This window comes from Lachnoanaerobaculum sp., from assembly GCF_057250505.1.
In genome coordinates, this window is record NZ_DBHIEQ010000007.1 from 81,452 (window position 1) to 95,912 (window position 14,461).

The 14,461-nt window shown below is 38.2% G+C and carries 13 protein-coding genes; all 13 read left to right on the forward strand.

Translation table 11 applies throughout. From position 1 onward, the window contains the following. Positions 1-306: 306 nt before the first annotated feature. Positions 307-2,067, forward strand: a complete 1,761-nt coding sequence (locus tag ACO6FI_RS04740; protein ID WP_485456341.1) for a DNA-directed RNA polymerase subunit alpha C-terminal domain-containing protein — start codon at positions 307-309, stop codon at positions 2,065-2,067. 159 nt (positions 2,068-2,226) lie between these two features. Beyond that, positions 2,227-3,228, forward strand: a complete 1,002-nt coding sequence (gene mreB / locus ACO6FI_RS04745; RefSeq protein ID WP_485456342.1) for a rod shape-determining protein MreB — start codon at positions 2,227-2,229, stop codon at positions 3,226-3,228. 1 nt (position 3,229) lies between these two features. After that, on the forward strand, positions 3,230-5,464 hold the full coding sequence (gene recD2 / locus ACO6FI_RS04750) for an SF1B family DNA helicase RecD2 (protein ID WP_485456343.1): 2,235 nt from the start codon (positions 3,230-3,232) through the stop codon (positions 5,462-5,464). Further along, positions 5,457-6,182 (forward strand): ComF family protein, encoded by a 726-nt coding sequence (locus ACO6FI_RS04755; protein WP_485456344.1) that lies wholly within the window; start codon positions 5,457-5,459, stop codon positions 6,180-6,182. The genes recD2 and ACO6FI_RS04755 overlap by 8 nt, the downstream gene beginning before the upstream one ends. A 64-nt stretch (positions 6,183-6,246) precedes the next feature. After that, on the forward strand, positions 6,247-6,873 hold the full coding sequence (locus ACO6FI_RS04760) for a hypothetical protein (RefSeq protein WP_485456345.1): 627 nt from the start codon (positions 6,247-6,249) through the stop codon (positions 6,871-6,873). A 100-nt stretch (positions 6,874-6,973) separates the two neighbouring features. Beyond that, a complete protein-coding gene (gene pyrH / locus ACO6FI_RS04765; protein ID WP_485456346.1) occupies positions 6,974-7,672 on the forward strand; it encodes a UMP kinase in 699 nt (232 codons plus the stop codon). A 41-nt stretch (positions 7,673-7,713) separates the two neighbouring features. Further along, on the forward strand, positions 7,714-8,268 hold the full coding sequence (gene frr, locus ACO6FI_RS04770; protein WP_060931054.1) for a ribosome recycling factor: 555 nt from the start codon (positions 7,714-7,716) through the stop codon (positions 8,266-8,268). Positions 8,269-8,363: 95 nt separating this feature from the next. Beyond that, positions 8,364-9,071, forward strand: a complete 708-nt coding sequence (gene uppS, locus ACO6FI_RS04775) for an undecaprenyl pyrophosphate synthase (RefSeq protein WP_298051362.1) — start codon at positions 8,364-8,366, stop codon at positions 9,069-9,071. Next, positions 9,071-9,871 carry a phosphatidate cytidylyltransferase gene (locus ACO6FI_RS04780; RefSeq protein ID WP_298051360.1) on the forward strand — a complete coding sequence of 267 codons (801 nt, stop codon included), beginning with the start codon at positions 9,071-9,073 and terminating at the stop codon, positions 9,869-9,871. The genes uppS and ACO6FI_RS04780 overlap by 1 nt, the downstream gene beginning before the upstream one ends. Before the next feature lie 4 nt (positions 9,872-9,875). Further along, positions 9,876-11,015, forward strand: coding sequence for a 1-deoxy-D-xylulose-5-phosphate reductoisomerase (dxr, locus tag ACO6FI_RS04785; protein WP_485456347.1), 1,140 nt, complete (start codon positions 9,876-9,878; stop codon positions 11,013-11,015). After that, positions 11,012-12,049 carry an RIP metalloprotease RseP gene (gene rseP, locus ACO6FI_RS04790; RefSeq protein WP_485456348.1) on the forward strand — a complete coding sequence of 346 codons (1,038 nt, stop codon included), beginning with the start codon at positions 11,012-11,014 and terminating at the stop codon, positions 12,047-12,049. Before dxr ends, rseP begins: the two co-directional genes overlap by 4 nt. Further along, on the forward strand, positions 12,046-13,104 hold the full coding sequence (gene ispG, locus ACO6FI_RS04795) for a flavodoxin-dependent (E)-4-hydroxy-3-methylbut-2-enyl-diphosphate synthase (RefSeq protein ID WP_485456349.1): 1,059 nt from the start codon (positions 12,046-12,048) through the stop codon (positions 13,102-13,104). Before rseP ends, ispG begins: the two co-directional genes overlap by 4 nt. A gap of 1 nt (position 13,105) precedes the next feature. After that, positions 13,106-14,461: PHP domain-containing protein (locus tag ACO6FI_RS04800; protein WP_485456350.1), on the forward strand; the 1,356-nt coding region annotated here is incomplete at its 3' end.

The window sequence follows — 14,461 nt, forward strand, 5'->3', positions numbered from 1 at the left end:
AAAGTGCAATAATAAAATACCTACTTGTATTAAATCCGGATTTGTGCTAGTATGGGGAAGTAAAATTTAATTGGTTTACTTAGGGCCATTGTTTTTAGAATGAATCGTACTACCTAGGGGTAGTGCGTCAATTTTAAAAGCAATGGTTTTTTGCTGTGCTTTTTTGTACCTTGAAAATTAAATCCGCAGATGCAAATGACGGCCGGCCGGGGAAGTGTGCGATGACAGACAGTGAACATGCCAAGGAAGCGTCATTGCAGACTGCGACAAAAACAAAATAAATTAAAAACGAAAAGAGGTATGGCAATGAATAAAACAAATGAAATACGTAAAGAATATTTAAGTTCAACATCAATAGTATATACAGGTGCATTTAACGGTGAGGTGTGCGGTGTCAGTGACAGGTTTATGACCTATGGAATGTATTTAAAAGAAGGTGAGACTTTGGGATTTGAAATCGTAATGAAGCCCGGTGAGCCTTATAAAAACTACATATATTTGGATTCCGACAAGGAGGTTTCTACAGATGAATTTGACTGGATTTTCGGTAATTATGCAAAGGTAATTCCCGATAAGTATATTTTGGAAGATAAAACACCAAAAAATGACAGAATAAAGTATAGAGCGGTTGCCTGTGAGAATATGAATTTAAGAGATGATGACATACTGTATAAGATTCATAAATCCGAATATTTTGAGGCAATGTGTAAAGAGATAAGCGAAGTTGGCGGACATATCAGTTTGATTATGAAAGCCTCAGGCAATAACGGTAATGTCGGAAATATTATCTTTGACTTCCCAAAAAGAATATCCAAAAAGCTTAAATCACTTATAAGTATGGTCTTTTACGGTTGTGTTTTGGAAGAGGTGAGTGATGAAGTAAGTGATAATAGTATAAGTAAACATAGTTTAAGGGGTTATATTATTATTCTTTTGAAAGTACTCGGGATGGAGCAAAAGATGGATAAAGACTCCATTGACAATCTTGAACTGGGAGTTCGCTCCTACAATGCATTAAAAAAAGCGAATATAACATCTATAAAGAAGCTGCTTGAGATGTCCGATATTGAGCTTCTTAATGTCAGAAACCTTGGCAGAAAGAATGTTGCTGAGATCAGGACACAGCTTATTGAAAAGAATTATGTAAGTTCATGTGAAGATGAATTTTTTGAAAATATGGATCCTGCCGAATTTCCTCCAATACCTGAAGACATTTTTGATGATATAGTTGACAAGCGCAACTATATGGATGAATTGCAGGCTTTGGTGGGTATAAAGGCCGCAAAGGATCAGGTAAAAAAGATTTTGGCATTTGCAAAGATGAGAATGGCTATGGAAGAAAAGGGAGAACAATTGGAACCTATAACTTTGAATATGGAGTTTGTAGGGAATCCCGGCACTGCCAAAACCACTGTGGCAAGGATTGTGGCAGGGGTATTAAAAGAAATCGGTATTATAACATCAGGAGAGTTCATAGAGGTGGGAAGAGCCGACCTTGTGGCGCAGTATGTGGGTCAAACAGCTCCGATGGTAAAGAGTGTATTTCAAAGGGCCAAGGGAGGTGTGCTCTTTATAGATGAGGCATATTCGCTTTTAGACAAAGGAAGTGGAAGATTCGGTGATGAAGCTCTAAATATGATTGTTCAGGAGATGGAAAATAACAGAAAGGATACTATCGTAATATTTGCAGGATATCCTGATGAGATGGATGAGTTTTTCTTGAGAAATCCGGGGCTTAGATCAAGGGTACCTTTTAGAGTGAGATTTGATGACTATAAGGCAGATGAACTGGTGGATATCTGTGAGCTTGAAGCAGGTAAAAGAGGATTTTTGATAGATAAAAATGCAAAGGACATTATCAAAGAAATCTGTGAAAGCTCCACTAAAAATGTTGAAAACGGGAACGGAAGATTTTGCAGAAATCTTGTAGAAAAGGCTGTTTTAAACTTTGCACTTGAGAGTTACGGTGATGATGAAGTGGATGAAAATATCGAGTATATACTTAAAAAGGAAGATTTTGATGATATAACTGTTTTTAATAAGAAGAAAACGACTATAGGTTTTTAAAGTTTTGCTTAATAGACCTGTTAAAAGCGGATTTACATAGAAATATATTTTTTCTTTATAAATTATTTCTAAATATTGATATTGGCTAAATTGATTATTTGTTGTAGAATAGAGGTCAGTGTATTAAATTAAATTTTTAAGAGTAGTTTGGAGGAGAATATGTTTGGGTTTACATCCAATGATATTGGTATAGATCTTGGAACAGCGAGTATCTTGGTATACATCAAGGGCAAGGGTGTTGTACTTAAAGAGCCAAGTGTTGTTGCTATAGATAGAGAGAACGGAAAGATACAGGCAATCGGTGAAGAGGCAAGACTTATGATTGGTAGAACACCGGGAAATATAGTGGCTGTAAGACCGCTTCGTCAAGGTGTTATATCAGACTATACTATTACAGAAAAGATGCTCAAATATTTTATAGATAAATCAGTGGGCAAGAAGACATTCAGAAAACCTAGAATTGCGGTATGTATTCCGTCAGGTGCTACCGAGGTTGAGAAGAAGGCTGTAGAGGATGCTACATATTCTGCAGGTGCAAGAGAAGTAAAGATTATCGAGGAGCCTGTAGCGGCAGCTATCGGTGCCGGAATAGATATTTCAAAGGCAGTCGGAAATATGATAGTTGATATCGGTGGAGGTACTGCAGATATTGCGGTTATCTCACTTGGAGGTACTGTAGTAAGTACTTCAATAAAGATAGCAGGCGATGATTTTGATGAAGCTATCGTAAGATATATGAGAAAGAAGCACAATCTTTTGATCGGTGAGAGAACAGCCGAGGATATAAAGATTACTATCGGTGCCGCATACAGAAGACCTGAGGTACTTACTATGGAAGTAAAGGGTAGAAACCTTGTAACAGGCCTGCCAAAGACTATAGAGGTAAACTCTGACGAGACACTGGAGGCACTTCGTGAGCCTGCAATGCAGATCGTGGATTCGGTTCACAATGTTTTGGAGAGAACACCACCTGAACTTGCAGCTGATGTATATGAAAGAGGTATCGTGCTTACAGGCGGCGGTTCACTTCTTTCAGGTCTTGATGCACTTATTGAAGAGAAGACAGGTATCAATACCGTTATAGCGGACAATCCTTTGACAGCTGTTGCAATCGGTACAGGTAAGTTCATTGAGGGTGTAAAGGGAGAAATGAAAAAATAATATGCAGACAGTATCGGGCTATATTGAAAAAATCATTTATAGAAATGAGAATAATGGCTATACTGTACTCAGCGTGGAAGGTGATGATGACGATTATGTTTTTGTCGGCACTTTCAACTATATTGCTGAGGGCGAATTTATAAAGGCAAAAGGAAATATGAAGCTGCATCCAAACTATGGAGAGCAGCTTTTTGTCGATGAATATGAAATAATAGAGCCGAGAGAGCTTGACAGTATTGAGAAGTATCTGGCGTCTTCCGCGATAAAGGGAGTCGGCGAGGCACTGGCAAAGAGAATTATAAAAAAATTCAAACTTGACACTCTCAGAGTAATGGAAGAAGAGCCTGAAAGACTTGTGGAAGTAAAGGGAGTGAGTGCCAAGCTTGCCAAGTCTATAAGTGAGCAAATACAGGAAAAGAAGTCGATGCGTGATGCAATGATTTATTTGCAAAAATTCGGTATCAGCATGAAGCTTGCGGCAAAGATATATCTTGAGTACGGAAGTAAGGTCTACAATATAATAGAGACCAACCCGTACAAGCTGGCGGATGATATTGACGGTATCGGCTTTAAGATTGCTGATGATATTGCAAAAAAAGTGGGGATTACTGCAGATTCAAAGTTTCGCGCTGTTGCAGGTATAGAATATATACTTTCAAATGCCATGCTCTCAGGTCATCTTTATCTGCCTGAGAGTATACTGCAAAATGAGTTTTTGGAGCTGTTCGGTGAAAATATATTCGACTTTACTTCACTTCTTATTGAAATGCAGATGGAAAAAAGGATTGTAGTAAAAAAATCTTCGGAAAATAATGTGTATCTTACACAGTCCTACTATACGGAAGCTGCCATTGCAAAGATGCTTGTAGATATCAATATCAAAGAAAAGTATGATTCAAACAAAGTGGAAGAAAAAATACTGGCCATTGAGAAAAAAGAGGGTATTGTCCTTGACGATTTGCAAAGACAGGCGGTAATAGAATCTATAAGCAGCGGTCTTATAATTATTACAGGAGGTCCCGGAACAGGTAAGACAACCACTATAAATACTATTATAAAGTACTTTGAAAGTGAGGGAGAGAGTATATCTTTGGCTGCTCCTACAGGAAGGGCGGCAAAGAGAATGTCTGAGGCTACTTCTTATGAAGCTAAAACCATACACAGATTGCTTGAAATCACTCCAAACAGCAATGAAAATTCGACAAGTATCGGTACACATTTTGAAAGAAATGAGGACAACCCGCTTGAAGCCGATGTACTTATAATAGATGAGGTAAGTATGGTGGATATTTTCCTTATGAACGCTTTATTAAAAGCCGTTGCGATAGGTACAAGACTTATTTTGGTGGGAGATATAAACCAGCTTCCAAGTGTGGGACCGGGAACCGTGCTTAAGGATATTATAGAGTCGGATTGTTTTAATGTCGTGAGACTGAATAAAATCTACAGACAGTCAAATCGAAGTGATATTGTAATAAACGCCCATAAGATAATGACAAATGAAGAGATTGACCTTTCTAAAAAGAGTAATGATTTTATTTTTATCAAGCAGAGCAATCCTGATAATGTGATGGAGTCCGTTATATCACTGGTTCGCGACAAGTTACCTGCCTATGTAAATGCTTCAAGCAATGAGCTTCAGATAATGACACCTATGAGGAAGGGTCCTTTAGGTGTGGAAGCTCTAAACTCATTTTTACAAAAAAGCTTAAATCCTTCAAGCAAGCAAAAAAAAGAAAAAGAGTATGACGCTACAGTCTTTAGAGAAGGCGATAAGGTAATGCAGATAAAAAACAATTACCAAAAGGAGTGGTTTGTATACAATGATAAAAAGATGCCTGTTGATAAGGGACTTGGTGTATACAACGGTGATATCGGCACTATAAGTGAAATAGATATGCTCTCTGAAAGTTTTTGCATCTGCTTTGATGACGGTAAGGTCTGTGAATATGAATTTTCAGAGTTTAACGAGATAGAGCTTGCCTATGCCATTACAGTACATAAGTCACAGGGAAGTGAGTATCCGGCAGTGATTATACCTATATACAAAGGTCCTGCCATGCTTATGAATAGAAATCTTATATACACCGCCATTACCAGAGCAAAAAAATGTGTGGTACTTGTCGGTATACCTGAAGTTTTTTATACAATGGTACAAAATACAAAGGAGATGGCAAGGTACACCGGACTCAAAGAAAGGATAACAGAGCTTGTGGCGCTCTCAAAAGATGACTGATATTTTAGGTAAAATAATTGATGAGATAATTGAATTTGTATTCCCGAGAAGATGCCCGGTATGTGGAGAAATAGTAAAAGAAAAGGGGCATCTGATATGTAAAAAATGTATTAAAAAGCTTCCTTTTGTAAAATCTCCCTACTGTATAAGATGCGGTAAGGAGATAATATCGGAGGATGATGCTTACTGTGACGACTGTAAGTCTGAAAGAGAGTTCACAGCCGGAAGAGCTCTTTGTAATTATACGGATGATTTGGCACATATCATACTTAAGATAAAATACGGCAATAAAAGGGAGTATATTGAAGGTTTTGCAAAGCTTCTGGCTCTCAGATACAAAAAGTTTTTGGATGTTGCAAATATTGATTGTATTATGCCCGTTCCGCTGCATAAGTCAAGGCAAAGACAGAGGGGGTTTAATCAGTCTGAAATACTTGCCGGATGTCTGTCAAAGTATCTTGGTATTCCTGTATATACAAAATGTTTATACAGGGTAAAAAAGACTAAGGACCAAAAGGGATTAAGCAGAACCGAGAGACTCCACAATCTCGACAATGCATTTGTAGTAAAGGTATTTCCTAAGAAAGTCAAAAATGTTTTGATTGTGGATGATGTGTACACCACAGGTACTACTATAGAAAAATGTGCAAAAATCTTAAAAGATGCGGGAGCAAATGAAGTTTATTTCTTAACCATATGTACAGGTGGCATAAGTTAGTAGTAAAATATCCTTAGGTTAGCAGTTTTAGACATAATAATTTACTTTTTGGAGGACATATTTTATGAAGAAGAGTTTGTATCTGTTACCACTTATGATTTTAATGCTGTCTGCTTGCGGAAATAAACAGGCGGATGTAGGGACATCTGCAAAGGTAGAAGACAGCACTGTAAAGACTTCACAAAACGAAAAAAGCAGTGATAAAGAAGCTTCACAAAAGGATAATAACACTGCCAAAGACGGGCAAAGAGTCGATAAGGAGTTTGGAAGCTTTATCGTGGCTGACGGATTCGGTGAAGCTAAGGAGCAGTCAGGAAACGGAAGATATTTTTATGTGGTAAAGGGACATGAACATGATATGAGACCAAATAATATCTCTATAAATACCGGACATCAAAATTACAACTTGGATGAAAGTGAAAAGTTTGCAGAGTCTACCACATGGCAGTTAAATATGCAGATAAAGCAGTCAGGTATAGATGCTACGGTTACCGGTTCATCAGGTAAGACAGATGCAGGCGATATAATGTATATTTTTGATATTAAAATAAATGACAGTGATGAGATAGATCGTCAATACTATATATTAAGAGATAAAAAATATGTGATGGTATTTATGTCAAACTTTGACGGTGATGAATCTGTAAATAAGGCGGCGGAGCTGATGGCAAAGAGTTTTGAATGGAAATAAATTTTCTTCTTGCAAACTTTAAGGGTTTATTTTGACATTGTATAACTATTTCCCCTATGGTATACTTGACACATATTACAAGTAAAGGATAGAGGAATCTATGCAAAATAAAAGAGTAATGTTGAAATTAAGCGGCGAGGCCCTTGCAAAGCCTGAGGGCGGCTACAATGAAGAAAAGGTAAGAGATATTGCAAGGCAGTTAAAGCCTTCATTGGCTGAGGGTTGTGATATAGGTATAGTAATCGGCGGAGGTAACTACTGGAGAGGCAGAACTTCAGAAGCTATAGACAGAACAAAGGCCGACCAGATCGGAATGCTTGCAACTATTATGAACTGTATCTATGTATCTGAAATATTCCGCTCTGAAGGGATAGATACCGCTATATACTCTGCATTTGCCTGTGGAGATATGGCTGAGCTTTTCTCAAAGGACAAGGTAAATGAGAGCTTTTCAAAAGGCAAGGTGGTATTTTTCGGAGGCGGTACAGGACATCCGTACTTCTCTACAGATACAGGCATTGTGCTTAGAGCTATTGAGATGGATGTGGATATGATACTTTTGGCAAAGTCTATTGACGGAGTTTATAGTGCAGATCCTAAGCTTGAACCTAACGCCAAAAAGTATGATAAGCTTACTATTCAAGAGGTTATTGACAAGAGACTTGCCGTAGTGGATTTGACGGCGTCTGTTATGTGCCTTGAACGTAAGATGTCGCTTGCAGTATTTGATTTAAACGAAAAGAATTCAATAAAGAATGCACTTGAAGGTAAAATAAACGGAACAGTTGTGACAGTGTAAGCTTTGCTTATGCATAGTAAACATAATATTAAGGAGAATTTATGCAAGAGAGTATCAAAAAGTTTGAAGAGAAGATGAATAAGTCTATTGAAGTTTTGCTTGAGGAGTATGCTTCCATAAGAGCGGGCAGAGCAAATCCTCATGTACTTGACAGAATAAAGGTGGAGTACTACGGAACACCTACACCTCTTCAGCAGGTAGGTAATGTTTCGGTTCCCGAGCCTAGAATCATCCAGATTTCACCTTGGGAGAAGTCTCTTTTAAAGGAAATTGAGAAGGCTATAAATATGTCCGACCTCGGTATCAATCCTACAAATGACGGTTCATGTATCAGACTTGTTTTCCCTGAGCTTACAGAGGAGAGAAGAAAAGAGCTTGTAAAGGATGTAAAGAAAAAAGGCGAGGCATGTAAGGTGGCTGTCAGAAATATCAGACGTGACGCTATAGATGCCGTAAAGAAGCTTGAGAAGGCCGGAGATTTTACAGAGGATGATGTAAAGGACGGCGAAAATAAAATACAAAAGATCACAGATAAGGCTATTGAAAGAGTAGATAAGGCTATTGAAGACAAGTCAAAGGAAATATTAACAGTTTAATTAGCCGACTTTATATAGTAGGGACATAGGTTTCTAGAGTTTAAGAAGGTGGGCTTCCACCTTCTTGTTTTATAGTTTAAAGTGAATGGAGTACAATGGAGAACTTAGTTATACCAAAAAGCATCGCCATAATACTTGACGGTAACGGAAGATGGGCTGAAAGAAGAAATTTGCCCAGGGCAATGGGGCATAAAGCAGGATGTGAGACGCTTGAAAAGACTGTGGAAGATTGTGTACGTCTGGGTGTGGAGTGCCTTACAGTATATGCTTTTTCCACCGAAAATTGGAAGAGGTCCGCGCTTGAAGTGGGTGCACTTATGAAACTTCTAAGATTCTATATGGTCAAGCTTATTGATGTTGCCAATAAAAATAATGTAAAAGCGGTGATGATAGGCGATGAGAGCAGATTCGAACCTGATATAAGAAAGGGAATAAAAAAGCTTATTGAAGCCACAAAGAACAATACGGGAATGATTTTTGCCTTTGCTATAAACTACGGCGGCAGAGATGAGATAAAAAGAGCCGTTGAGAATATAGTTGATGATGTGGAATCAGGCAAGATTTCAAAGTCCGATATCAGTGAAGAACTTATATCTTCATATCTTGATACCAAGGATTTGCCTGATCCCGATTTGCTTATCAGAACAAGCGGCGAGCTTAGAGTGTCGAACTTTTTGCTTTGGCAGATAGCCTACAGTGAGTTTTATATTACAGATACACTGTGGCCTGATTTTGACAAGGAAGAGCTTTTAAAGGCTATAGAAAGCTATAGCCATAGGCAGAGGAGATTTGGAGGTCGTTAATGTTTTTTAAAAGACTGATAAGCGGAATAGGACTTTTGATAGTTGCCGTTTCGGCTTTTTATATCGGAAGTATTCCGCTTGTAGTGTTATCTGCGCTTGTTTCAATCATAGGTCTTTTTGAGTTTTACAGGGCTCTTGGCTTGGATAAGAAAAATATTGCATATTTGGGATATATATACTCGCTTGTATACTATTGTTTGGTGTATTTTAAGCTGAATCAATATATTTTCTTTTCAATCATTGCATTTTTAATGATTATATTTGCAATATATGTCTTTACATTTCCGAAGTATAAGACTGAAGAGATATCACTTGTATTTATGGGAGTGGTGTATATTCCGGTACTGTTTTCTTATGTATACAATACCAGAACATATGCCGACGGCAAATATCTGGCATGGCTTATACTGATATCAAGCTGGGGCTCAGATACCTGTGCTTATGTAGTGGGATCACTTATAGGAAAACACAAGATAGCTCCCGTACTTAGCCCTAAAAAGTCTGTAGAGGGAAGTATCGGAGGAGTGTTGGGCGCGGCTCTTATAGGAGGCATAGTAGGTTTTATTTTGTCGAATCATTTTGTAAATATAGGATCGCCTGCATTTACCTGTGCCGTTTCATGCGGTATCGGTTCCGTTATATCACAGGTGGGAGATGCACTTGCTTCGGCTATAAAAAGGAATCACAATATAAAAGACTACGGAAATTTGATTCCGGGGCATGGCGGCATACTGGACAGATTTGACAGTATGATTTTTACAGCTCCTGCAGTCTTTTTTGCAATATATTTTTTAGGATAAGATAATGAAAAGAATATCTATTTTGGGATCCACAGGATCCATCGGAACACAGACACTTGATATAGTAAGATTAAATGATGATGTAAAAGTGGAGGCGCTCACCGCGCATAAAAATATAGATTTGCTTGAAAAGCAGATAAGAGAGTTCAGGCCTAGAGTTGCCGCCATATGGGAAGAATCGGATGCAAAGCTTCTTTGTGAGAGGATAGAGGACACCGATACAAAAGTGTACTTCGGCATGGAGGGACTTATAGAAGCGGCGACCGTAAAAGAAGCCGATATTGTGGTAACCGCTGTTGTTGGAATGATAGGAATAGAGCCGACAGTTGCCGCAATAAACGCCGGAAAAGATATTGCACTTGCAAACAAGGAGACTTTGGTGTGTGCAGGTCATATTATAATGCCGCTTGCAAAGAAGACAGGTATAAATATATATCCTGTGGACTCCGAACACAGTGCAATCTTTCAGTGCCTTGATAAGCACAATCCTATAAAGAAGATTTTACTTACAGCTTCAGGAGGTCCGTTTAGAGGATACACTAAAGAAGACCTACAAAAAGTAACATTGGAGGATGCACTGAAACACCCGAATTGGAGTATGGGCAAAAAAATCACCATTGACTCGGCTACAATGGTCAATAAGGGGCTTGAGATAATAGAGGCCTCACATCTTTTTGATGTGGATATAGATGATATAGAGGTGGTAATTCAAAAAGAATCCATTATCCACTCTATGGTGGAGTTTAAGGATAACGGTATCATTGCACAACTTGGTACTCCCGATATGAGACTTCCTATTTCATATGCACTGTTTTATCCTGAAAGAAGGTATATATCTGATGAAAGGGTTGACTTTGCAAGTCTGGCTACACTGAATTTTTCAAAACCGGATTTGGATGTGTTTGAAGGACTTAAGCTTGCCATGCGTGCAGGCAAGAGAGGCGGAAGCGCTCCTACAGTTTTGAATGCGGCTAACGAGTGGGCTGTTGCAAAGTTTTTGGAAAAGAAAATACGATTTACAGATATACCTTATCTTATAGGTAAGGCATTGGATGCTCATGAGTTCACAAAAAATCCATCAATTTCTGATATTCTTTCACTGAAAAAATGGACTGAGGAGTATCTGGAAAGGATAAAGATTTGAATATAGTTATAGCGCTTATTATTTTTGGAGTAATAGTATTGATACATGAGTTTGGACATTTTTTGTTTGCCAAGCTCTCAGGTGTAAAAGTGGTTGAGTTTTCTGTGGGTATGGGTCCCAGACTCTTTTCAATCAAAGGGAAGGAGACAAAGTATTCACTGAAACTTTTGCCTCTTGGCGGTTCATGTCAGATGTACGGAGAGGATGAAGATGAGGACGAGCCGGGAAGTTTCAACTCCGCCCCGCTTATCGGCAGGATTGCAACCGTGGCGGCAGGGCCGATTTTTAACTTTATTTTGGCATTTTTTGTTGCCATATTCATAGTAGGAAATGTAGGTGTGGATAAACCTGTTATAAGCGGACTTATGGACGGATTGCCTGCACAAACTTCGGGGCTTCAAAAAGGAGATGTTATAGAAAAGATAAACGGCAGACATGTTGATTTTTACAGAGATTTGTCCACATATCTTTTTTTACATCAGGGAAAGGATATCACACTTAGTATCAAGAGAAACGGAAATGAGGAGAAGAATATTTCAATAACTCCTGTATACAATGAAAAGTATTCTCAGTATATGATAGGTATTGAAAGTTCGGGATATCAAAAACTGAGCAGTCCCATTGAGGTATTAAAGTATTCAGTACTTGAGGTAAAGTATACAGTTTCTACAACTGTTGATTCACTTTTGTACCTGCTTCACGGTAAGGCAAATGCAAATGAAATAAGCGGCCCTGTAGGTATTGTTTCAATGATCGGCAACACTGTGAATGAGTCAAAACCCTACGGTATATTTGTGGTTTTATTATCACTTTCACAGATGGTACTTTTATTAAGTGCCAATCTGGGTGTTATGAATCTTTTGCCGCTGCCGGCACTTGACGGAGGCAGGCTTATCTTTTTGTTTTTGGAGGGTATATTCAGAAGACCTCTGAACAGAAAGGTGGAAGGGTATATACATTTGGCAGGTTTTGCACTTTTGATGCTTTTGATGGTTTTTGTAATGTTTAACGATATAAGAAGAATAATATTATGAGAAAGAAAACAAGATTAGTACAAATTGGAGATAAAAAAATAGGAGCGGGTAATCCTATACTGATACAGTCAATGTGTAATACAAAGACTGAGGATGTTGCCACTACAGTAGATCAGATATTAAGGCTTGAAGATGCAGGCTGTGATATTATAAGGGTGGCGGTACCCAACAGCGAGGCGGCAACAGCAATAGCCCAGATTAAAAAGCAGATACATATTCCGCTTGTAGCCGATATTCACTTTGACTACAGATTGGCACTTGAGTCTATCAAGTCGGGCTGTGACAAGATAAGGATAAATCCCGGAAATATCGGAAGCAGTGAAAGAATAAAAGCGGTTGTAGACGCTTGTAAAGAAAGAAATCTTCCGATAAGAGTGGGTGTAAATTCAGGCTCTCTCGAAAAAAATCTTATAGAAAAATACGGCGGTGTGACTGCAAGGGGTATTGTGGAGTCCGCACTTGATAAGGTGAAGATAATAGAGGATATGGACTACAACAATCTGGTTATCAGTATCAAATCTTCAGATGTAATGATGTGTGTAAAGGCGCATGAGCTTATATCACAAAGAGCTGATTATCCGCTTCATGTAGGCATCACGGAGTCCGGCACCGTAAAAAGAGGTATGATAAAGTCATCCCTCGGACTTGGTATTATTTTATATCAGGGAATAGGTGACACTATCAGAGTCTCATTAACCGGAGACCCTGTGGAAGAAATTTTTGCAGGAAAACTTATCCTTAACAATCTTGGGCTTAGAAAGGGCGGTATTGAAGTGGTATCATGCCCTACTTGCGGCAGAACAAATATTGACCTTATCGGACTTGCCGGAAAGGTGGAAAAGCTTGTCGAAAACTATGATTTGAATATCAAAGTTGCGGTTATGGGCTGTGTGGTGAACGGACCGGGAGAGGCTAAGGAAGCCGATATAGGAATTGCAGGCGGTATAGGCGAGGGATTGCTTATAAAAAAGGGTAGAGTGCTAAAGAAATTACCTGAAGATGAGCTTTTGCCTGCTTTAAAAGAAGAACTGGATATGTTGTCAAAAGAGGCATAGAATGGTTAAAAAGTTCAAAGATGTTTTTCAAAGTTTGGAATGTGCACCGCATATGGATGAGCTTTTAAACTTTGTTTCTGTTGAAAAGGTAACTGCAAGCAGTGATATGACTTTGATAAAGGTAAATATCATTGCGGAAAGAATAATTGAGAAAAGAACTATTCTGGAGTTGGAAGCACTTATAAAAGATACTATGTTTCCCAAAAAGAATATTAAAATAAAAATATTCGAAAAATTCAAACTCTCAAGTCAGTATACTCCCCAAAATTTATTTGACGCATATAAGGACAGTATATTGCTTGAGATAAAAAACTATAAGATATCCGAATATTTGATTCTAAATAACGCCACTGTCAGCTTTGACGGCGCATATATGGATATGACCGTGGAAAAGAATCCTATAAATGAAAGCGTTATAGATGAGCTTGTAAGAATACTTGAAAAAATCTTCAATGAAAGATGCGGAATACTTTGTACGGTCAGACATAAGTTCATTGCAGCAAAAGAAAAAAGTGAAGAGATAGAGTTTGCCACAATGACCGTAGCCAAAAAAACAGATACAACCGAGTTTGTAGGCGGCGGCAGTACGACATGGGAAAGCGCAGATTCCGGTAAAGAAGACTCTAACAAAAGTGATTCAAACGGTAAAAAACAAGTTAATAAGAGCTTTGATAAAAAGAGCTTTAATAAAAAAGGCTTTGACAAAAAAGGCTTTACACCTAAATATCAAAAGACAAATAATCCTGATGTCATATTCGGAAGGGATTTTGACGACAACTTTATAAAACTTTCGGATCTGGTAGGTGAAATAGGCGAGGTCGTTGTAAGAGGTAAGATAATAGAGGTGGATTCAAGATATCTTGAAAGAAGCGACTCTACACTTTATATTTTTGCAATTACAGACTTCAGCGATTCTATTTATGTAAAAATGTTTGTTCGCGGTGATCAACTTGATGTTATCAAAGAAAATATAGTAAAGGGAAACTATGTAAAGATAAACGGACTTGCACTGGTTGATAAGTTTGACAGTGAGCTGACTATATCATCTGTAAAGGGCATCAAAAAATGTGAGAAGTTTGAAGATAATATTCGTGTAGACAATGAACCCATAAAGAGGGTGGAGCTTCACTGTCACACTAAAATGAGTGATTTTGACGGTGTTTCATCGGCTTCAGATATTATAAATCAGGCAAAGAACTGGGGAATGGACGCTATAGCCATTACAGACCATGGAAATATACAGGCTTTTACGGAAGCAAGTCATGTTAAGAATCCTCCAAAGATTATCTACGGTGTTGAAGGTTATCTGGTAGATGACTTAAAGGAGCTTGTAAGTAATCCCTCAGATAAGACTTTG